This is a genomic window from Streptomyces vietnamensis (genome assembly GCF_000830005.1).
Lineage (GTDB): Bacteria > Actinomycetota > Actinomycetes > Streptomycetales > Streptomycetaceae > Streptomyces > Streptomyces vietnamensis.
This window is the reverse complement of record NZ_CP010407.1, coordinates 2,978,396-2,998,167: the sequence shown is the minus strand read 5'-3', so window position 1 is coordinate 2,998,167 and position 19,772 is coordinate 2,978,396. Positions and strand designations below refer to the sequence as shown.

Sequence of the window (19,772 nt, the reverse complement as noted above, 5' to 3'; positions counted from 1 at the left end):
GTGGTGGACGACGGCCGTGAGCGCGACCGCGAGCGCTGGGACGACGGGCTGATCGCACGGCGGGCGGCCGAGCGGGCCGCCGCCGTCACGGAGGAGGAGCCGCGTGAGGCCAAGGAGGAGGACGACGCCCTGCCGCCCCTCGGCGGCAGTTACGGCGCACCCCTTCGTCGCCGTCTCGACGCCCTCCACGAGCTCGTCGGGCTCTCCCGCACCCGTGTCGAGAGCGAGGCCCTCGCCGAGGCCGGGCGCGTGCTCGACGAGGCCGCCGCCCGCCAGCGGCTCTCCTCCCGGCACACCGTGATCGCCCTCGCCGGAGCCACCGGAAGCGGCAAGTCCACCCTCTTCAACGCCCTCGCCGGCGTGCCCGTCTCCGAGACCGGCCTGCGCCGCCCCACCACCTCCGCGCCCATCGCGCTCAGCTGGTCCGAGGGCGCCGCCGGGCTGCTCGACCGGCTCGCCGTCCCCAGCCGGCTGCGCCGCCGCCCCCTCGCGGGCGGCGCCGGCGACACCGAGCTCCAGGGGCTCGTCCTCGTCGACCTGCCCGACCACGATTCGGCGGTCACCGCCCACCGCGACCAGGTCGACCGGGTCCTCGGCCTCGTCGACGCCGTGATCTGGGTCGTCGACCCCGAGAAGTACGCGGACGCCGCCCTCCACGAGCGCTACCTGCGGCCGCTGGCCGGGCACGCCGAGGTCACCTTCGTCGTCCTCAACCAGATCGACCGGCTCGGCACCGAGGCCGCCGACCTCGTCCTCGACGACCTGCGCCGCCTCCTCGACGAGGACGGCGTGGCGCTCGGCGAGCACGGTGAGCCGGGAGCCACGGTCCTCGCGCTCTCCGCGCTGACCGGCGAGGGCGTGCCCGAACTGCGCGAGCTCGTCGCCCGGTTCGTCCAGGAACGCACCGCGCCCGAACGCCGCCTCGCCGCCGACGTCGACGCCGCCGCCGCCCGGCTGCGCCAGGTGTACGTCGCCGACGGGCGGCCCGGCCTCGACGAGCGGTCCAGGGACGCCTTCACGGACCGGCTCGCCGTCGCCGTCGGCGCCCAGGCCGCGGGCGAGGCCGCCGAGCGGGTCTGGCGCCGCGGCGCCATCCGGGCCTGCGGCACCCCCTGGCTGCGGCTCTACCGCTGGTACGAGCGGATGCGCGCGCACGGCTCCACCGACCCGCACCTCGCGGCCCCCGTCGAGGACGAGCTGACCGCCCGCCAGCGCGTCGAGCAGGCCGTACGGATCGTCGCCGACGAGGCCTCGCGCGGGCTCCCGACGCCCTGGGCGCAGGCGGTCCGCGAGGCGGCCTCGCGCGGGGCCGACGGGCTGCCGGAGGCCCTGGACGAGCTGACGGTCTCCCTCGGGGACCCGGCGGCCCGGCCGCCCCGGCCCGCCTGGTGGCCCGCGGCCGTCCTCGCCCAGGCGGTGATGACGCTCCTGCAGATCTTCGGCGCGCTCTGGCTGGTGGCGCAGATCGTCGGCGTCGTCGAGCCGGGCCTGCTGCCGCCCGTCCTCGTGATGCTCGGCGGGATCATCGGCGGTCCGCTCGTCGAATGGGCCTGCGAGGGCGCCGTGAAGGGCCCGGCCCGCCGGTACGGCCAGGAGGCCGAACGCCGGCTGCGGGAAGCGGCCGCGGCCTGCGGCCGGGCCCGGGTCCTCGATCCGGTGGCGGCGGAGCTCATGCGCTACCGGGAGGTGCGCGAGCAGTACGCGACGGTGGTCGGCACGCGGCCGTCGGTGGCCGCCCGGGTGGTGGGCGGAAGCCGCCCCGGTACGAGGCGTCTCGGCGCGACGCGGGCGGGGGCGCGGGGGAGGTAGCGAGCCCTCGGGCACCCCACTTCCCACCCTCCCGGGTGAGGGAGTTGTCCCCAGGTACGTGGCTGTCCACAGGCCCGAGCGGGATTCCCGCGCTCGGCCGAGGATCGTCTCCACGAGGTGTCCACGCAGCCGGACACCGGGAGAGTGGGGGCGGAACCATGAACGACACGACCGTGACGCTCGTCGGCAACGTGGCGACGGCGGTGGAGTACCGGGACACGACGGCCGGCGGGGTGGCCCGCTTCCGGTTCGCGGTGACCGCGCGCCGCTGGGACCGGGAGCGGGGCCTCTGGTCCGACGGGAACACCAGCTTCTACACGGTGTCGGCCTGGCGCTCGCTCGGCGCCAACCTCGCGGCCTCGGTCTCCGTGGGGGAACCGCTCGTGGTGCACGGCCGGTTGAAGGTCCGCGAGGAGGAGCGCGACGGGCAGCGCAAGACGTTCGTGGACGTGGCCGCGACGGCCGTCGGACACGATCTGAGCCGGGGGACGGCCGCCTTCCGGCGCGCGGCACGGGCGGAGCCCAGGCCGGAGCCGGAGACCGCCGCGCCACAGCCGGAGCAGGACCCGTGGGCGGTGGCGGCGGAGGAGGGAACGGCGGTGACTCCGCAGCTGGTAACCGCTCCCTGACCTTGCGTTGTGGAGATTTGTCGACCAACTCGCCCGGGTGATAACGATTCCGAGTCGGAATGGTTATCTGACCGTACGACAGGGCACCGGGGGGTTTCGCGTCCCTAGGATTCCCGAATACTCGTGCGGCACGTGAGCCCATTGAGTCTGTGAGTTCTGCTGGCGTGCGCTCCCCCCACGCGAATCGACCAAGTTCGCGGAGCAGCGCGCCCGGAGGGGAATCCAATGTTTTCAGTTCGTGGGCGTGGCGTTGCCCGCCTGGCAGCCACGATCCTGGTCTCCGGCCTCGTCGCGACCGGTGCGATGGCGACCGCAGGTCCGGCTCTGGCCGATGAGGGCGCCCCGGGCACCGGCGGTGTCACGGCGAAGTTCGGCGGTTTCACGGAGGACAAGGGCTCCGTCGAGATCACCGAGAAGAACGGCGCCAAGTGGTCCGTCGGCGGCGGTCTGTTCAAGATGGAGGTCGACGGCGGGGGCACCCTCTTCACCTACTGCATCGACCTCCGCACCGAGGCGAAGCACGACTTCGACTACAAGGAAGTCGGCTGGGACGAGTCCTCCCTGCACGACAACGGCAACGCGGGCAAGATCCTCTGGATCCTGGAGAACTCCTACCCGAAGCTGTCCGCCGAGACCCTCGGCGGCAAGGTGGGCGCCGACCTCTCCAAGGGGGAGGCCGCCGCCGGCACCCAGGCCGCGATCTGGACCCTCTCCGACGACGTCGTCGCGACGCCGAAGGACGAGGACGCCGAGAAGCTGAAGGAGTACCTGCTCGAGAAGGCGGTCGAGCTCGACGAGCCGACGGCCTCCCTGAGCCTCTCCCCGGCCACCGTGTCCGGCAAGCCCGGCGAGAAGCTCGGCCCGATCACCGTCACCACCAACGCCACCGCCAAGCTCGCGGCCGCCCCGGGCACCCCCGCCGGCGTCCAGGTCGTCGACAAGGCCGGCAAGCCGGTCACCGACGCCAAGAACGGCGACCAGGTCTACTTCGACGTCCCGGCCGGCACCGCCGACGGCAGCGCCGAGCTGACCGCCGAGGCCACCACCAAGGTCTCCCTCGGCCGCGCCTTCGTCTCCGTCGACGGCCCCTCGCAGACCCTGATCCTGGCCGGCTCCAGCGACTCCACCGTCACCGCCAAGGCCTCCGCCACGTGGGCCAAGAAGGGTGCCGTCCCGTCCGTCTCGGTCGCCAAGGACTGCGCCAAGGGCGGCCTGGAGATCATCGCCGGCAACAAGGGCAACGAGGACTGGACCTTCGACCTGAAGGGCACCTCGTACACGGTCCCCGCCGGCGAGACGAAGACCATCGCCCTCCCGCTCGCCGAGGACGAGTCCTACAAGTTCACGATCACCGGCCCGAACGACTTCGAGGAGACCTTCGAGGGCGTCCTGGACTGCAAGACGGCCACCCCCGGCCCGAAGCCGTCGGAGACCCCCTCCACCACCCCCTCGGCCACGCCTTCCACCCCGTCGACCACCGGCGGCACCACCGGTGACACCACAGGCGGCACGACCGGCACCACGACCGGCGGCGGCGACCTCGCCGAGACCGGCAGCTCCAGCGCCACCCCGATGATCGCCGGCATCGCCGCAGCGCTCGTCGTGATCGGCGGCGGCGCGGTGTTCTTCCTCCGCAAGAAGAAGACCGCCGGCCAGTAACCCCGGAGGCCGGTGACTCGGCCCCCCGCGCACGACCCCGCACGACCCCGGACGCACCCGCGCCCGGGGTCGTCGCACGTCCGGGGGCGACGAACGGTGACGGGGCCGCTACGCAGGGGGTCCGGGATGGAGGGGGCCCGTGGGCGGGTGCCGGCCGGTGGGGTGTGGCGGTGGGGACTCCCATCCCGTCTGCCGTCGACCCAGGCAGAGCCGAGCAGACACAGCACGGGCGTCCAGGTCGTTCGTACAGTGGCGCGCTCCACCTGGACACCCGGCACCGCGCCTGCTCCACGGCATGTGGGTCGACGGCAGACGGGATGGGAGCCGGGGCGGGTTTCAGCTGAGGCGGTCGGTACGGTGCAACTCTCGGAGCGGGCAACGGCAGGGGCAGCCATGGGCACAGACACACCACATCGCGAGTTCCAGGTGGGCGACGTTCTGCGAGTCAGCTGCCCGCCTGCGGAAGGCCGAGTGGTCGAGGTGTCCCGCTTTCACGCCTCGGTTGAGTGGCCATGGGCCGAGATCGATCCGCAGTCTCGGTTCAAGTGGAACCGGCAGAGGGCCTTCGGGGTGTCGCCCGACTCTTCAGACTGGACCATGAGCCTGTTCAAGACCGATCCTGAGCCATGGAACTTGCACGTCGGTGACAGCTGCCTTGTAGGCATACCCGAGACGCTGGTGCGGATCATCGATATCGGCCGCTACGACCCTCCGCAGGATGTCGGCTGGCTTCCCCGCCCTCACACGATGCTGGTCGTCGTGCCTGCCGACTACCCGGACGAGGCTCTTTCCGAGGACGACGGAGACACGATCGACCTTGAATCAGCGGCACCAGTGACGATCGAGATGGTGTCTCGGAGCTGATCAGGGCAGCCCCTCGCGTGCCATGCAGCCCTGATCAGCCCAGCCTTTCAGCACCCGGGGCGCACCCTGGGTGAGTGTCTAATTGCGTGACAACGCCGACGAAACACCGGCGGACGAATGCGGACGCCTGCGGACCCGCAGCGCAGGTGAGAGGCCCAGCAGCCCAAGGGACCGCCCCACCCGAGTTGCTTCGGGACGAAGAGGTCGCAGGTTCAAATCCCGCCACCCCGACGCTGAAGTACAAGGTCGGAGGCCGGTAGCAAATTTGCTACCGGCCTCCGACCTCGCTGGCCCCGGATCAGGTCGAACCCATACACCACTCCCCTGGACACAACCGTTTCGACACCCCTTTCCAGCACCCCTTCAGCCCTCGTGCGAAACTCCCTCCCTGGTCAGAGGGAGGGGCAGGGGCGTGGAGAAGTCCGAGGCGAAGCAGTTGCTGGAACGGGCTCGCGAGATGTGGGATGCGGAGGAGTGGCTGCGTTCCGCCGAGCTGTACGAGCAGGTCCTTGCTCACTATCCGGACGAGGGCCCCAGCGCGGTGTGGTGGTACGACGCAGCACTGGCGTACAAGTTTCTGCGTAACTGGGCAAAGGCCTACGAACTCGGACGTGAGGCTGCTGCCCGCTCGCCGCGCGGCGAGCAGGACCCGGCGTTCTGGAACCTTGGGGTCGCTGCCACGATCCAGCGTGACTGGTCGACCGCCCGTGACGCTTGGGAGGGCTTCGGGATCCCGATGCCAGAGGGCGAGGGGGAGATCAACGGCGCCTTCGGCCCGGCGTGCGTACGGCTGGACACGGGCGGCGAGCGCGAGGTGGTCTGGATCCAGCGGCTCTGCCCAACGCGAGGGCGCGTGATGAACGTCCCTGCCACGAAAGGCCGGCGCTTCGGGGAGATCGTCGTGCACGATGGGGAGCCGACCGGCGAGCGGACGTACAACGGCCAGAGAGTTGCTGTCTTCGACGAACTGCTGCTCTTCGAGGCCTCTTCGCTGCCGACGCTGCATGCGACCGTGAACGCAGCGGATGCATCCGACGTCGATGCCCTGGTGGCTTCATTCTTCGCGCAGGACTTCGGTGCCGAGCCGGCGAGCAGCTTCCACATGCTGTGCGCATGCTGCAGCGAGGGGCGGGTCGACTGGGATGAGGCCGGCGTGCCGACACATGGTGGCTCACAGACTGTCTGGCTGGCCGCTCCTGAGACCGAGGCCCGGCAGCTGCTGGATGCGTGGGCGACGGGCGGCGAACGCAGCTGGAACGGACTGGAGCTGTTGGGTTGAGCCCCGGGGAGTGAGCGGGGAGTGGATCAAGAGAATCGCGCCGCGCAGTGGCCACGTAGACCAACGCACACCAAGCCTTTGACGTGCACAGATACTCAACCGCCCTGGTGGGTGCTGACACATGTGGGTGTGGGCATGGTGAGGCACGCGGCGCACCTTGACGGAGCGACCGCTCCGTCCCGAATGAGTAGGAGCCGTACAGGCGTCAGTCGGCCCAGGCCGGGCCGCCTCTGGGCCGTCCGGGGTCGTTCGACAGCAGCCAATGACGACACTTCAACGGGACTGGTTGGCTCGCCATCTTCACCGGTACCGAGGCCATGAGCGTTTTCAGTCGGGCCACTGATCGGTGATGCCGGTGAGGTCGAGGTGAGGGCCACAACGGACAAAGCCCCTGTGCCGTTGGGGGAGGTGCTCGAAGTCTCAACCCACCGGCACAGGACTCTCACTGATTCCCTACCCTGCGGCGGGCGCTGAAGTCGACAGTGCAGCCCGGCTTGCGTGTCTCGCGCAGGACGAGCTTTGCTTCCTGGCTTTCCTCAAGCGTCAGGCCGGTCCAGGCGAGGTGTTCGCCGGATGCCGAGGGAAGTCTTCCGACTCCCAGATGAAGGTGTCTCTGTCGGTTTTGGCGATGACGGTCATACGGTTGGGGCTTATGCGGGATCTGCGGAAGATCTGCCATGTCTTCAGCCGTGTTATGCCGCGTTCGACCGGTGCCCTCGCCGCTGCCAGGCCCCGGTTGGCGGTGCGCTGAGTGGGGAGTGAGCTCCCCGCCGGGTGGTCGTTTGAGGCTGGTGGTGACCCAGGGGCGGGCGCCCGTGTAGGCGCGATCGGTGAGGATCGGGACACCTTGTCGCTCGCAGATCCGGACGATCTTGGGGTGCGGGCGGCGGTTAGATCGTGGGTGCGGCCCGGCAGGGCGGCTGAGATCCACAGCACTTCGCCAGCGGTGTCGTGATGACCTGGACGTTTACGCCGTGCCAGCGGTGCTTGGCGGAGTAGTTGGCGCGGCTGTCGTCGACGCGGTCGCACTCGACGAGCATCCCGTCCAGCAGGACGAAGTCCGGATCGTGCTCGCGCAGCGTTTTGAGAAGGCCCGGTGCGCGATCGGCGAGCAGTCCGGTGACGGCGATGACGTAGGCGTGGGCGGTGCCGACGGATATCCCGAAGCCGGCCGCGATGCGGGGGAGAGAGTCGTGGCGGCGTAGGTGCACGAGAGCCACGAGCGCACGCCGGTGCGGCGCCAGTTTGCATCGCCGGTCACCCCACGGGTGAGGATGAGTATCGCGACCCACTCGACCAGGGCGTGTAGGAGGTCGAGTGCGGCAGGATGCGGAACCAACAGGGCTCCTGCGTCGATGGGGTGAGACTTCGAACACCTCCCTCAGCGGCACGGGAGCCCTGTGCGTTGTGAACCCCTTCCTCGCTCCGGCTCGTCACCCACCCGATCAGTGGCCATGCGGAAAAAGCTCACTATTGGCTCCATGGCTTTCACGCGAATTTGACGACGGAAATTGTAGGAGGTTCAACTTCACGCGAGAGTCCTGGAGTTGCCAAATTTGAGCTACCGAGGTTAGCTGGTTGTGGGTAGTCATCCCCAAGCCCGCACAGGGGATCATATTGATGAGCTACTCTCCGCACACACGCCAACTTCGGTCAATGGCTGACGGCCTCGGACCAGGGTGTGGGAGTGCATTCCCCAACGAGCCTCGACGCCGGAACCGCTCAGGCCCCAGCCGCTTTGCGGCATCCACTCGGGCGTATGAGTCGTCATTATGTTTTCCATCAGTACGATTCCTTAGAGGTAGGGAAGAGTGGTCGGAGAGGTGTAAACGGCGAGTATCGGAGAGGTGTAAACGATGGCTTTCAAGAAAGTCCGCGTGACGCTACACAGTATCTTCAATGACAATACGGGAGACGACCCGGGGAACGAGCTGGAGATTTTCGGGCGCTGGGACGCCAACCGCCTCAAGTTCGACCCCGACATCGCCGAGGTCGTTAGCCTGGAGCACCATAACCTATGGGACAGGACGGGCGACGACGCTCAGAGCGTGGTAGAGGGAACGGCATTCATCATCGAGTCTTCCGCCGACATAGACTTTTTCGACGGGGAATTCCTGCAGATCGTCGGGCACGTGAGCGAGCAGGATGATTTCGGCCCGAACGATGTCCTTGGCAGCTTCGAGAGAAACTTCAACCTCGGCGATATCCATGACGGTCTGGTGCAGATCCCGCAATTCAATGAGAGTAATCAGCGAGTCAATGTGAAGATGTCGCTGAGGGTGTTGGAGACGGGCTAGCCGGCAGGGTGCCAGTCGGTGACACATTTCGCAGGCCGCGCCAATGAAGACGGTGCCGGTCGCTGGCACCCCCGCGACAGTGAGTCTCACAGGGGCGAGTTCTCGCGTGTGCGACAACGTCGACAAGCGACCGGCAGTAACGAGCTGGGGTAGCGGGACGCGCGAGCGGGTCTTCGCGGACGAGCCAGAACCAGACCGGCCCCGCCATGCTTTGCATATGTCTACGCGTTCTTCGCGATTGAACCAGTCGGAGGCAGCGAATGGGCGATGGCGTTGTGCGAATCGAAAAGATTCTCTGCGTCGTGCAGTCGGAGGAGGGATCCGACGAGGTCGTTCTGCGACGAGATGGCCTTCAGATTTGGCCAGACGGCGACGAAGGAGTGGGAATGTCCAATGGGGTCGAGGTTGCCATTGGGCGTGACATTCTATTCGGAAACTCAACCGAGGTCGCCATGGCGCTATTCGATCAGGATGCCATTGGCGCCGACGATGACCTCGGAACTGCCGTAATTCATGAAAGCGAAGCCGGAAGCGGGCTCCGCACGGCGGACATAGTGGCGCCTGGGTCTCAATATAGGCTCACCTATAAGGTTGGAAGAGTACAGTTCTGAGCGGTCCCAGGCATCGGACCTTGGTCGGGCTCACAGCCAAGTAGCGAAGCCCCAGGATTTGGCCTGGGGCTTCGTCGTTGAGGATGAGGGGCTGTCACCCGAAGACCGCCGCCGGGAGGCGTGGGCCCTCGTTGTCGCCGCGAGCTGTGGCATTCGGTGTCCGCAGGCGGTGACCGCGGCTTTCGGCTACGCGGAGGGCGGCCCGCAAGGCCCTGGTGGACATCGCAGCGCGTCTCGGCATTCCTGAGGCGGACTACTGCGTGCGTACGTCGTACGAGTACTTGGCCGACGGCAAGCCTGTGCTCGTTTCGACGAGTTGGGAGCCGTACAGCATCACGTCCGGCACACTCGCGGTTCTGCCTGAGGGCGGGCCGTACGCGGGGATGGGCGTCGTGCGTCGCATGGCGGAGATCGGCATCACGGTCAGCCGTGCCGTAGAGCAGCCGGAGCCCCGGCAGGCGTCTGCCGAGGAGGCGTCGCTCCTGGGCGTCCAGAAGGGGGCTCTCGTCACGCACATTCGGCGGACGTACTACAGCGCTCAGGGGCAGCCCGTCGAGACGGCGGACATCGTCGTGCCGGCGGCGCTGTCCGAGATCGTCTATGAGGTCCCCATCAACTGAGGAAGGTGTGAGGGGGGGTGGGGTCCGAGCTGAGGGTCCCGAGGCGTGAAAGCTCAGGGGACCCCTACTGTGCTACTCCCCTTGGCCGCCGTGTTCCCCGAAGGAACATCGAACCGGCTCAACCTTGCCCACGACGCTATAGCCGACCACTGACAACGCCCCGAGACAGGTTGCACGCCATGGCTGACTGGCCCCTCCGCTGCCCCGAGTGCGACCGCCCCATGGATTGGAAGGGGTACGCCCTCTGCCTGTGCGAGGAGGACGAGAGCGAGTCTGCCGCTCCCTTTGGCGTTGCCCGGAGCGAGTCCTCTGGTGGCACTGGGCCGACCGCCAGGACGAACCCTTGGAGCGCTGCCCCTTCCCCAACCTGTTCCACTGACACTCACGGGGGGGCGAGCGGCGTCGGGCAAGTGTGTTCGCTGCCCTGCCCTGATCCGGAAGAGCAAGCCTCCGAAATTGCGTGGCCCTCCCCGGGGCTGGGGCGCAGAATCCGTCGGCATGGGAACCGACATACATGGCTTCGTGGAGTGTCGTGCCACGTACCGCACGCTTGAGGTCGAGGACGTCAGTGGCTGGCACGGCGCCATCGATCTGGACCTGCTGTACGGCGGGTGTGACTACGACGCCTTCGGTTGCCTGTTCGGCGTACGGAACTACGCGGGCTTCCGCCCCCTCGCCGCGGAGCGGGGGCTGCCTGGGGATGTCTCGGACGAGGCCCGGCGGGAGTACGAGGACTGGGGGCGGGACGCGCACAACGTGACGTGGATCGGGTGGGAAGAGCTGTCCCGGGTGGACTGGGGCGAGCGGGCGGAGCGAGTGGACGATCGCGTCCACAGGTTCACGCGCGATCCCTCCGGGGACTGGGTGCTGACCGGGAAGGGGTTCTGGGATCGCGCCGACAGGCCGGAGGGTGACGAGTGGATCCAGGGCGGCCGACTTTTTCGGCGCGTGCGCATGAGCCGGCGGGATGCTGTGCCTGAGGGCGGCGAATGGGCTCCGGTGTGGGCCACGATGCGTGCCCTGGCCGACGTCCACGGCGATGAGCATGTCCGGCTCGTCGTCTGGTTCGACAGCTAGACGACGTAGCGCTGCAGGGCTCGCGCGACGGGTTCGCCGGTGCGGCGCGCGTACGCGGTGCGGGCCTTGACCTCGCGCAGGGTGGTGGGCCGCCAGCCGGGGCCTCCGCAGCAGCTCTTGTGGAAGCCGATCCCCGCGTGGAGAAGAACCGACAGCACTCGCCAGGCATCCTTGTCGCGACGCCGGGGCGGCGCGAACGCCGAACCGGCGTGGATCATCACGCGCGCACAGCGCGGACAGCGCCGCTCGCGATCGGGGCCGTGGAATTGCTTGTACGAGGCCCGACACGGCAGGCACACGTAGGAGGTCTTGCCGTGGCTCATGGGGGCAGGCTAGGCGCTTGCGCGGCAGCGCTGCCAGGCAATTGCTCCGCTGACGTGGGTCAGCCATCCCGAGTCGGTCGGATACTCACTCGCGTCAGATCGGATCGGTTCGCCCACGGCGGGCCGAAGAGACCCGCCTTCCGTACTGCAATCCCAGCACCGGCCCCGCCCGATAGCGCCTCTCCGGGACCTCAGGGTGGCCGGTATGGCTGTCGCTGACTGATCCCGCGAGAGCTACGGATCAGAAGGCAGTCGTGCTTATTCCGTGTCCGACAGCACGGGGAGTCGGGCTCACTCAGGCACCTGCTTGCCATGGCCGCGCAGAAGGTCGGCAGCAGCCAGCCGCATGTCCCGTTCGATAGAGACACGTTCGTCCGGCCAGTCTTCCCAACTGCTCCACAGCCCTACGAACAGGTCCACAAGCATGGTCGTAGTGTCCGTCCGTTCCAGATGGCAGGCGCACCAATAGATCTCGTTGCTGGCCTCATAGGGCGTAAGGGAGCTGGTGAGCATGCCTTCCGCCGCCCCGAGCATTCGTTCGCGCCAGGCGTCCTCGACTCCGGGCAGAGGGAGCCCCAGCTCTGCCATGGCCTCCACGAAGAGGTCGCGGATGTCGGCTGGCGGGTCACGTCGAGAGAGCCCTGCCAGCTCGACCAGGGCCGGGCTGTCCAGGCCGTCGGCCAGGGCCTCGGCAGCGATCATCGGCAGGTCCTCGATGGGCTGCTCTCCGAGGGCCAGCTGCATGGCTGCACGGCGTAGGCGATCCATGGGGGGACGTTAACCCTCCCGCCCGTGCGGTTACCAAGGAGTATCCGGGCAGGTCGCCAACCTGGGCGGGGCGGCAGTCCCGGGCCGTCTGTGGGCCGTGCGAGGGGGCTCAGGGGCGATCGGTGGCGACCAACAGTGACGGGTTGGCTACGAGGGTGACCCGGGAACCCGCAGGTCAGGGGGTGCCCCACCTACTGGTTCGCTCCCGGGGGTGGCGGTCAGGCAAGATGGGGTGTATCTGCCCACTCACTCTTTGCCGGACGGTTTCTCTTGGCTGAGTACATCTACACGATGCGCAAGGCGCGCAAGGCGCACGGCGACAAGGTCATCCTGGATGACGTGACGCTGAGCTTCCTGCCGGGCGCGAAGATCGGTGTGGTCGGCCCGAACGGTGCCGGTAAGTCCACCGTTCTGAAGATCATGGCGGGCCTGGAGCAGCCGTCCAACGGTGACGCCTTCCTGTCGCCCGGCTTCACCGTCGGCATGCTCCTGCAGGAGCCGCCGCTCGACGAGTCGAAGACCGTCCTGGAGAACGTCCAGATGGGCGCCGCCGAGGTCATGGGGAAGCTGAAGCGCTTCAACGAGGTCGCGGAGCTCATGGCGACCGACTACTCGGACGCGCTCATGGACGAGATGGGCAAGCTCCAGGAGGACCTGGACCACGCCAACGCCTGGGACCTCGACACCCAGCTGGAGCAGGCCATGGACGCCCTGGGCTGCCCGCCCGGCGACTGGCCCGTCACCAACCTCTCCGGTGGCGAGAAGCGCCGTGTGGCGCTCTGCAAGCTTCTCCTCGAGGCCCCCGACCTGCTGCTCCTCGACGAGCCCACCAACCACCTCGACGCCGAGTCGGTGAACTGGCTGGAGCAGCACCTCGCCAAGTACTCCGGCACCGTCGTCGCCGTCACCCACGACCGGTACTTCCTCGACAACGTCGCCGAGTGGATCCTCGAGCTCGACCGCGGTCGCGCCCACCCGTACGAGGGCAACTACTCCACCTACCTCGACACCAAGGCCACCCGCCTCAAGGTCGAGGGCCAGAAGGACGCCAAGCGCGCCAAGCGGCTCAAGGAAGAGCTGGAGTGGGTGCGGTCCAACGCCAAGGGCCGTCAGGCCAAGTCCAAGGCCCGTCTCGCCCGCTACGAGGAGATGGCGGCCGAGGCCGACAAGATGCGGAAGCTGGACTTCGAGGAGATCCAGATCCCGCCGGGCCCGCGTCTGGGCTCCATCGTCGTCGAGGTCCAGAACCTGTCGAAGGCCTTCGGCGACAAGGTCCTCATCGACGACCTCAGCTTCACGCTGCCGCGCAACGGCATCGTCGGCGTCATCGGCCCGAACGGTGCCGGCAAGACCACGCTCTTCAAGATGCTCCAGGGTCTGGAGACCCCGGACTCCGGCTCCGTCAAGGTCGGCGAGACCGTCAAGATCTCGTACGTCGACCAGAGCCGCGCCAACATCGACCCGAAGAAGACGCTGTGGGCCGTCGTCTCCGACGAGCTCGACTACATCAACGTCGGCCACGTCGAGATGCCCTCCCGCGCCTACGTCTCCGCGTTCGGCTTCAAGGGCCCGGACCAGCAGAAGCCGGCCGGTGTGCTCTCCGGCGGTGAGCGCAACCGTCTGAACCTCGCGCTCACCCTCAAGCAGGGCGGCAACCTGCTGCTCCTCGACGAGCCCACCAACGACCTCGACGTCGAGACCCTGTCCTCCCTGGAGAACGCGCTCCTGGAGTTCCCGGGTGCGGCCGTGGTCATCTCCCACGACCGCTGGTTCCTCGACCGGGTCGCGACGCACATCCTCGCGTACGAGGGCGACTCGAAGTGGTTCTGGTTCGAGGGCAACTTCGAGTCCTACGAGAAGAACAAGATCGAGCGCCTCGGCCCGGACGCGGCCCGTCCGCACCGTGCCACCTACAAGAAGCTGACCCGAGGCTGATCACCTCATGGCTCGGCACATCTACAGCTGTCCCCTGCGCTGGTCGGACATGGACGCCTTCGGGCACGTCAACAACGTCGTCTTCCTGCGGTACCTGGAAGAGGCGCGGATCGACTTCATGTTCCGGCTGGCGCCGGGGGACGGTTCCCCGTCGTTCTCCGGCGGGTCCGTCGTGGCCCGGCACGAGATCGACTACAAGCGGCCGCTGGTCCACCGGCACGAGCCGGTGACCATCGAGTCCTGGGTCACGAAGATAGGCGCGGCGTCCCTGACGATCGCGTACGAGGTCAAGGACGCCGACGTCGTGTACGTCCGAGCGTCCACGGTCGTCGTGCCCTTCGACCTGGAGGCGCAGCGGCCGCGCCGGATCACCTCCGAGGAGCGCGAGTTCCTCCAGGAGTACGTCGACGACGGGATGTCGTCCGCAGCATGACCGTGCTCGCTCCGCTGCACTTCGCCGACCCGAGGGAGGCGGCGGCACTCGCCGCCTTCCTGGGCCGGCTCGTGCACTACGACCGCGCCGCCGCCGTCCGCCTCCAGGCGGGGGGCGGGGCGCTGGCCGTCTTTGGGCGGCCCCCGTCGTTCGAGGTCCTCGCGATCCGCACGGCCAGCCTCGTCGACGCCGTGGACCTCGACGTCACCGTCTCCGCCGGTGAACTCCTCGACGGCATCGAGGAGTCGGCCGGCAAGGCCGTCGTCCCGGACTCCGTGACCGGACCGCCGTGGGCCGGTGTCCTCCCGCCGCGCGGCGGCTGGCAGCCGGTCCCCGGCCTCCCCGACGTCGCCGGGATGCGGGGCGCCGTCGCCGCCGCCGTCGGCGAGTTCCGTACGCGGGACGAGGAGCTGCCGGAGGAGCGGCGCACCCGGGCCGAGCGCGACGCCCTCGGCCGCGAGATCTGGTCCAGGACCCTCGGCACCACCGGGCTGCCGCTGCGCGCCGTGCACGCCGCCCAGTCGCTCGGCTTCCTGCCGCCGGGGGAGGCGCCGGTGGCGCTGTTCGCCTCCGGGCCGTGGCTGCGGCTCCGTACCCCGTACGGCTCGATCGCGCTGCGCACCGGATCCTCGATCTCGCTGGGAGTCGCCCCCCGATGACCGACGTCGAGGTCGACGGGCCCCTCTCCGGGGACGAGCTCAACGCCCTCTTCCGCGCCTCCTGGCCCGGGCATCAGGACACCGACTTCGGGCCCGTCCTCGCCCGGAGCCTGCTGCGGGTCACCGCCCGCCGGGCCGGGCGGCTCGTCGGGTACGTGAACGTCGTCGGCGACGGCGGCGTCCACGCCTTCCTCCTCGACACCACCGTCCACCCCGACGAGCGCCGTCAGGGGCTCGGCGTCACCCTCGTGCGGACCGCCGCCGAGGCCGCCCGTGCGCGCGGTGCGCACTGGCTGCACGTGGACTTCGAGCCGCACCTCGCCGCCTTCCACGAGCGGTGCGGCTTCCGGCCCACGGCGGCCGGGCTCATGAACCTCACCTCCTAGTCGCGTCCCTCCCCGGCGATCGCGACCACCGAGAGTGCCGCCGAGAGCGCCAGCAGGGACACCGGGATCACGGGGGAGCCGTGGGCCTTGTTGTCGCGGGCGAGGATCGGGTCCATGCGATGGGCGGGGTCGTACGCGATCCGGACCGGTCCGCCCGGCTCGGCGATGCGCTCCTCGGCCGAGAACTTGTCGGGATAGCCGCCGACGCAGTCCAGCGTGTGGTGGTACAGGGTCTTCGCGGCCGGTGCCCCCTCGCCGAAGGTCGGGTGGTGGGTCACCCGGACCTTGCCCACCACGACGCAGTCGGCGACCGCGCCCCGGACCGTGGAGTCCCGTGCCTCCACCCAGACCGCCGTCAGGCCCGCCAGGATCAGGACGACCGCGGCGATGCTCCCGCCCTCCCGGAAGAGCGCGTCGTGCGCCAGGAGCGCGACGGCCGCCAGGACGAGGCCTCCGCCCACCGCGAGCACGGTGGGCAGGCCGTGCGGGCTGCGGAGGTTCCAGTCCGCCCACCGCCACAGGAGCGTTCCGGCGACGGCGGGCACGAGCAGCGCCCCGGCGTACGCCACGGCCTTTCCCATAGGCACCTCCGTGAACGGGGACGCCTCCGCGGCCGGTGCCGGTTTCCTCAGCCCTCCGCGTCGTCCGGCCACACCCCGATGTGGTCCTGCTCCAGCTCCAGGGCCACCCGGTGCTCCATGCCGAGGGCCTGGGTGTACTCCGCCGGGAGCTGGAGCCGGCCCGCGCGGTCGAGCATCGCGTACTCCCGTGCCACGAGGGACTCCTGGCCCTGCTCGTCGACCTCCGTGCGGCGCAGCACCTCCGAGGAGGTGCGGCCGTCGCGGATGGCGACCGTGCGGCGGACCTCGGAGGCGACCGCCTGGTCGTGGGTGACGATCACGATCGTCGTGCCCAGCTCCTCGTTGGCGCGGCGGAAGGCCGCGAAGACCTGCTCGCCGGTGGCCGAGTCCAGCTCGCCCGTCGGTTCGTCGGCGAGGAGCACGGCCGGGTTGTTGGCGAGGGCGACCGCGATGGCCACCCGCTGCTGCTGGCCGCCGGAGAGCTGGTGCGGCCGCCGGTCCCGGATCTCCGAGATGCCCAGCATGGCGAGCAGCTCCTCGGCCCGCTCCGCCTTCTGCTTCGAGCGGCCCCGCAACTGCATGGGCAGCGCCACGTTCTGGGCGGCCGTCAGGTACGGCAGGAGGTTCCGGGCGGTCTGCTGCCAGACGAAGCCGACGACCTCGCGGCGGTAGCGCAGCCGCGCCTTGCCGTCCATGCCGAGCAGGTCGCAGCCGGCCACCCGGGCCGCGCCGGCGGTCGGCACGTCCAGGCCCGCCAGGATGTTCATCAGCGTCGACTTGCCGGAGCCCGAGGCGCCGACCAGGGCCATCAACTCGCCCTCCTTCACGAGGAGGTCGAGCCCCTGGAGCGCCTGCACCTCCACCCCGTCCGTGGTGAAGATGCGGACCAGTCGGTCGCAGGCGATGAGCGCGTCATGACCGTACGAGGGCCGGTCGCGGCGCGCCGTGGCCCGCCGCTCCAGCTCCTCCAGGGTCGTGTCGGACGGGGCCGTGTCGGTCTTCGTCATCGTGCGTCTCCTGCCCTGAGTTCCTTGATCGAGCCCCTGCGTCCCGCCCACCACGCCTGTCCGACCGCCGCGAGCCCCGTCAGGACGACGACGGCGAGCGCGGGCAGCGCGAGCGACCACGGGTCGGCCCGCAGCGGGGCGCTGTCCAGCGGGGCGAACCCCGGTGCCGTCGCGAGCGCGAGCCGGAACAGGTCGATGCCCGGGGCGAGCAGAGGCACCGTCGCCCAGCCGACGAGGATGCCGCCGAGCGCCGCGAGCACGGCCTGCGGCAGTGCTTCGAGGCCGAGCAGCCGCCGGGCCTGCTTCCGGGTGAGGCCCATCGTCCGCAGCCGCGCGAGGAGCGTGTTCCGCTCGGGCGCGCTCTGCAGGAGCGAGAGCAGCACGACCACCACGGCGAAGGCGGCGCCCGCGCCGATCGCGCCCAGGTAGATCCGCTCGGCGCCGGACTGGAGCGGCGAGTCCACATAGGTGGCCCGCTGTTCGCTCCGGAGCTTCACGGCGAGGTTCGACGCCTTCGCCTTCACGGCGGCGCGCAGCGCGGTGCCGTCCACCGGCCCGGTGACGAGCAGCTGGGTGTCGGCCCGGTGGGTGAGGTCGGCGCCGTTGACGAGGAGGAAGTCCGCGTCGTCCAGGGCGGGGGTGGTGGAGCGGACCGCGACCACCTTCACCCGGAAGACGCCCGCCGCCGAGATGATCTCCTGCGGTCCGCGGCCGAGCCGTTCGGCGACCGCCGGCGAGGCGATCGCGGGCAGCACCCGCTCGGTGTCCGCCACGGCGCCCTCGCCACCGCGCCCCGTCGAGGCGAGCAGCCCGGCGGGGAAGGGCCCGAAGCCGGTCCGGTTCGCGAGCCGGGTGTACGAGGCGGGCTCGACGCCCACGATCGGCGCGCTCATCGGCAGGTCGGCGGTCCCCCGGGTGGACGGCAGGGAGACCCCGTACTCGGTCTGGACCGGCGCCACGTCCCGTACGCCCGGCAGGCCGCGCACCGACTCGGTGAGCCCGGCGGGCAGCGGGGTCCACTCGACCGAGCCGCCGATCCGGGCGTCCGCGCCGGTCGCCAGGAGCGCCGCCCGGTCGCGGGCGTCGGCGACCCCGGCGAGGACGGAGCCGCCGAAGGCCGCCGTGCTCAGCGCGAGCACGAGGGCGAGCAGCGGCAGGGTGCCCGAGGACGGGGCGCGCCCGGCGCGGGCGAGGGCCAGCGGTCCGACGGCCCCGCGCAGCCGGCGGGCCGGGCGGGCCAGCCAGCGCAGCGGCAGCGGGTAGATCCGTACGAGGACGGAGGCGGCGATCAGGCCGACGAGCACGGGCGCGGAGCTCACCAGCGGGTCGCCGGAGCCGCCGGAGTCGCCCGTGCCGCGCAGCCGCAGCGAGACGACCGCGCCCACGGCGAGGACGAGCAGGGTGAGTTCGAGGACCGTGCGGCGCCGGGAGGGGCGCGCGGTGAGCAGGTCGTCGCGTCCGCCGTGCAGGCGCGGACGCCGGTGCAGGACGACCGCCCGCACGGGCAGGACGAGCGTCGAGATCAGGGCGACGGCCGCGGCGGCGAGGACGGAGGGGCCGAGGGGGATGCCGCCGGAGCCGCCGTCGGGCGGCCGGACGGCCGCCACGGCGAGGCCGAGGGCGAGCGCGGCGGCCGGTACGACGACGGCCGAGGTCTCGCCGAGCAGCCGCAGGCCGATGCCGGTGAGGGAGGCGCCGCGGGAGCGGAGCAGCGCGAGTTCGCTGTCGCGGCGGGCGACGAACAGTCCGCCGGTCATCGCGAGGACGACCGCGGCGACCGCGCCGATCCCGAAGACGGCGACGGCCACGACCGGGTCGATCGCCTCGCGCATCGAGCGGTACGAGTCGACGATCGTGTCGAGATCGGTGGTGAGGGCGGCATTGCCCCCGACGGCCCTGCGCAGCTTGACCAGGTCGGGGCCGCTCGTCGTCGCGGCCAGCGCGGCGGCGAACCGGTCGGTGTCCCGGCCGGTGAGGTGGTCGGCCGTCGGCATGTACCGGAAGAAGATCTCCGGCTCGCTGTTGGTGGAGAGGACGACGGGCGCGGAGCCGGGGGAGAGGAGCAGCGCCCCCTGCCAGTAGTACTTGATCTCGTTGCCGACCATCGCGGCGAGCGCCGGGGTGCGCAGCAGGGGTTCGACGGCCCAGTACGGGGACGCGGGGGCGCGCGGCTCCACGATCCCGGTGACCGTCACGGCGATCGGTTCCGGGCTCGACTTGCTCGGCAGGTGGACGACGGAGCCGGGCTTCAGGTGCAGGGACTCGGCGGTCTGCGCGGTCACCACGGCCTCCGGGGCGTCGGCCGTGCCCGCGGCGAGCCGGCCCTTCCGCAGCGTCGCGTGCTCGGTGAGACGGGACGGGGAGGACAGGACGAACTGGGGGTCGAGCCCGTCGGGCCGGGGCAGCCACGGGTCGGTGCCCTCGACGCGCTTGACCGTGCGGACGCCGTGGACGGTCTGCTCCGGGTCGGTGAGGATCGGCGCGGGCAGCAGTCCGCGTGCGTCGTCGCTCTTCCTCTGGAGGATGCCGGGGGCCAGGCCGGGCCCGTGCTCGGACAGCGGGATCGGCGTCGTCAGTTCGAGGACGGCGTTGCGCGGTTCGGCGTTCCGGATGTCGTGCCGCAGGCCCTCCGTCTCGTACCGGTCGACCGCGCGCGGCAGCGCCGCCGCGAGGTACGCGGTGACCAGGACGAGCAGGGCGAGGGCGGCGGCGGCCCAGGGGGCGGTCCGCAGCCGGGTCCGCACCCAGGGCGCCACCGCGCGGGCGGGCTTGTCGGACCGGGACCGGAGCATGTCGGGGGCCTTCCTGCGTACGGCGGGCATGTCGGGGCCCTCG

At 70.2% G+C, this 19,772-nt stretch carries 19 protein-coding genes and 1 pseudogene; 13 read left to right on the top strand and 7 right to left on the bottom strand.

Annotation, left to right across the window (positions count from 1 at the left end):
* From SVTN_RS13325 to SVTN_RS13305, 5 genes are all read left to right on the top strand, one after another.
* Nucleotides 1-1,809: a YfjP family GTPase gene (locus tag SVTN_RS13325; protein ID WP_052499096.1), complete on the top strand. Its 1,809-nt coding sequence runs from the start codon at nucleotides 1-3 to the stop codon at nucleotides 1,807-1,809.
* Nucleotides 1,810-1,967: 158 nt separating this feature from the next.
* Nucleotides 1,968-2,438 (top strand): single-stranded DNA-binding protein, encoded by a 471-nt coding sequence (locus SVTN_RS13320; protein ID WP_041129289.1) that lies wholly within the window; start codon nucleotides 1,968-1,970, stop codon nucleotides 2,436-2,438.
* A gap of 225 nt (nucleotides 2,439-2,663) precedes the next feature.
* Complete coding sequence (locus tag SVTN_RS13315; RefSeq protein WP_041129288.1) at nucleotides 2,664-4,097, top strand: LAETG motif-containing sortase-dependent surface protein; 1,434 nt, start codon at nucleotides 2,664-2,666, stop codon at nucleotides 4,095-4,097.
* A 597-nt stretch (nucleotides 4,098-4,694) separates the two neighbouring features.
* Nucleotides 4,695-4,961, top strand: a complete 267-nt coding sequence (locus SVTN_RS40985; RefSeq protein WP_159026447.1) for a hypothetical protein — start codon at nucleotides 4,695-4,697, stop codon at nucleotides 4,959-4,961.
* Nucleotides 4,962-5,373: 412 nt separating this feature from the next.
* A complete protein-coding gene (locus SVTN_RS13305; RefSeq protein ID WP_041129287.1) occupies nucleotides 5,374-6,240 on the top strand; it encodes a tetratricopeptide repeat protein in 867 nt (288 codons plus the stop codon).
* Between the two features lie 543 nt (nucleotides 6,241-6,783).
* Here the strand turns inward: SVTN_RS13305 and SVTN_RS46590 are convergent.
* Together SVTN_RS46590 and SVTN_RS46585 are read right to left on the bottom strand one after the other, a co-directional pair.
* The gene (locus SVTN_RS46590; protein WP_425428968.1) at nucleotides 6,784-7,176 is read right to left on the bottom strand and encodes a transposase family protein; all 393 of its coding nucleotides are present in this window, start codon (nucleotides 7,174-7,176) and stop codon (nucleotides 6,784-6,786) included.
* Nucleotides 7,131-7,460: a helix-turn-helix domain-containing protein gene (locus tag SVTN_RS46585; protein ID WP_425428967.1), complete on the bottom strand. Its 330-nt coding sequence runs from the start codon at nucleotides 7,458-7,460 to the stop codon at nucleotides 7,131-7,133. Before SVTN_RS46585 ends, SVTN_RS46590 begins: the two co-directional genes overlap by 46 nt.
* A 636-nt stretch (nucleotides 7,461-8,096) precedes the next feature.
* Here SVTN_RS46585 and SVTN_RS13295 point away from each other — a divergent pair.
* The 4 genes and pseudogenes from SVTN_RS13295 to SVTN_RS13285 all read left to right on the top strand — a co-directional run bounded on the left by SVTN_RS13295 (nucleotide 8,097) and on the right by SVTN_RS13285 (nucleotide 10,845).
* Complete coding sequence (locus SVTN_RS13295; RefSeq protein ID WP_041129286.1) at nucleotides 8,097-8,537, top strand: hypothetical protein; 441 nt, start codon at nucleotides 8,097-8,099, stop codon at nucleotides 8,535-8,537.
* A 260-nt stretch (nucleotides 8,538-8,797) separates the two neighbouring features.
* A complete protein-coding gene (locus SVTN_RS44250; RefSeq protein ID WP_218922679.1) occupies nucleotides 8,798-9,148 on the top strand; it encodes a hypothetical protein in 351 nt (116 codons plus the stop codon).
* Between the two features lie 209 nt (nucleotides 9,149-9,357).
* Nucleotides 9,358-9,768 (top strand): annotated as a pseudogene (locus tag SVTN_RS13290) (UTRA domain-containing protein); the annotation flags it as partial.
* 498 nt (nucleotides 9,769-10,266) lie between these two features.
* Nucleotides 10,267-10,845 carry a hypothetical protein gene (locus SVTN_RS13285; protein ID WP_041129285.1) on the top strand — a complete coding sequence of 193 codons (579 nt, stop codon included), beginning with the start codon at nucleotides 10,267-10,269 and terminating at the stop codon, nucleotides 10,843-10,845.
* Here the strand turns inward: SVTN_RS13285 and SVTN_RS13280 are convergent.
* Nucleotides 10,842-11,168 carry a hypothetical protein gene (locus SVTN_RS13280; RefSeq protein WP_041129284.1) on the bottom strand — a complete coding sequence of 109 codons (327 nt, stop codon included), beginning with the start codon at nucleotides 11,166-11,168 and terminating at the stop codon, nucleotides 10,842-10,844. The two genes, SVTN_RS13285 and SVTN_RS13280, sit on opposite strands and share 4 nt — an antisense overlap.
* Before the next feature lie 291 nt (nucleotides 11,169-11,459).
* Nucleotides 11,460-11,912 (bottom strand): hypothetical protein, encoded by a 453-nt coding sequence (locus SVTN_RS40980; protein WP_052499094.1) that lies wholly within the window; start codon nucleotides 11,910-11,912, stop codon nucleotides 11,460-11,462.
* Between the two features lie 294 nt (nucleotides 11,913-12,206).
* Between SVTN_RS40980 and ettA the strand changes: the two genes are divergently transcribed.
* The 4 genes from ettA to SVTN_RS13255 are packed head-to-tail and all read left to right on the top strand — an operon-like array spanning nucleotide 12,207 to nucleotide 15,349.
* Nucleotides 12,207-13,871 (top strand): energy-dependent translational throttle protein EttA, encoded by a 1,665-nt coding sequence (ettA, locus tag SVTN_RS13270; RefSeq protein ID WP_041129283.1) that lies wholly within the window; start codon nucleotides 12,207-12,209, stop codon nucleotides 13,869-13,871.
* A gap of 7 nt (nucleotides 13,872-13,878) precedes the next feature.
* The gene (locus tag SVTN_RS13265; RefSeq protein WP_041129282.1) at nucleotides 13,879-14,304 is read left to right on the top strand and encodes an acyl-CoA thioesterase; all 426 of its coding nucleotides are present in this window, start codon (nucleotides 13,879-13,881) and stop codon (nucleotides 14,302-14,304) included.
* Nucleotides 14,301-14,963, top strand: a complete 663-nt coding sequence (locus tag SVTN_RS13260; protein WP_041129281.1) for a DUF8010 domain-containing protein — start codon at nucleotides 14,301-14,303, stop codon at nucleotides 14,961-14,963. The genes SVTN_RS13265 and SVTN_RS13260 overlap by 4 nt, the downstream gene beginning before the upstream one ends.
* The gene (locus tag SVTN_RS13255; protein WP_041129280.1) at nucleotides 14,960-15,349 is read left to right on the top strand and encodes a GNAT family N-acetyltransferase; all 390 of its coding nucleotides are present in this window, start codon (nucleotides 14,960-14,962) and stop codon (nucleotides 15,347-15,349) included. The genes SVTN_RS13260 and SVTN_RS13255 overlap by 4 nt, the downstream gene beginning before the upstream one ends.
* On the opposite strand, the gene SVTN_RS13250 is transcribed toward SVTN_RS13255, so the two are convergent.
* Genes SVTN_RS13250 through SVTN_RS13240 form a run of 3 tightly spaced genes read right to left on the bottom strand, consistent with a single transcriptional unit; the run spans nucleotide 15,346 to nucleotide 19,729 of the window.
* Nucleotides 15,346-15,930, bottom strand: a complete 585-nt coding sequence (locus SVTN_RS13250; protein ID WP_041129279.1) for a hypothetical protein — start codon at nucleotides 15,928-15,930, stop codon at nucleotides 15,346-15,348. The genes SVTN_RS13255 and SVTN_RS13250 overlap by 4 nt on opposite strands.
* 47 nt (nucleotides 15,931-15,977) lie before the next feature.
* A complete protein-coding gene (locus SVTN_RS13245; RefSeq protein WP_041129278.1) occupies nucleotides 15,978-16,937 on the bottom strand; it encodes an ABC transporter ATP-binding protein in 960 nt (319 codons plus the stop codon).
* Nucleotides 16,934-19,729: an FtsX-like permease family protein gene (locus tag SVTN_RS13240; protein ID WP_041133849.1), complete on the bottom strand. Its 2,796-nt coding sequence runs from the start codon at nucleotides 19,727-19,729 to the stop codon at nucleotides 16,934-16,936. The genes SVTN_RS13245 and SVTN_RS13240 overlap by 4 nt, the downstream gene beginning before the upstream one ends.
* Nucleotides 19,730-19,772: the final 43 nt, after the last annotated feature.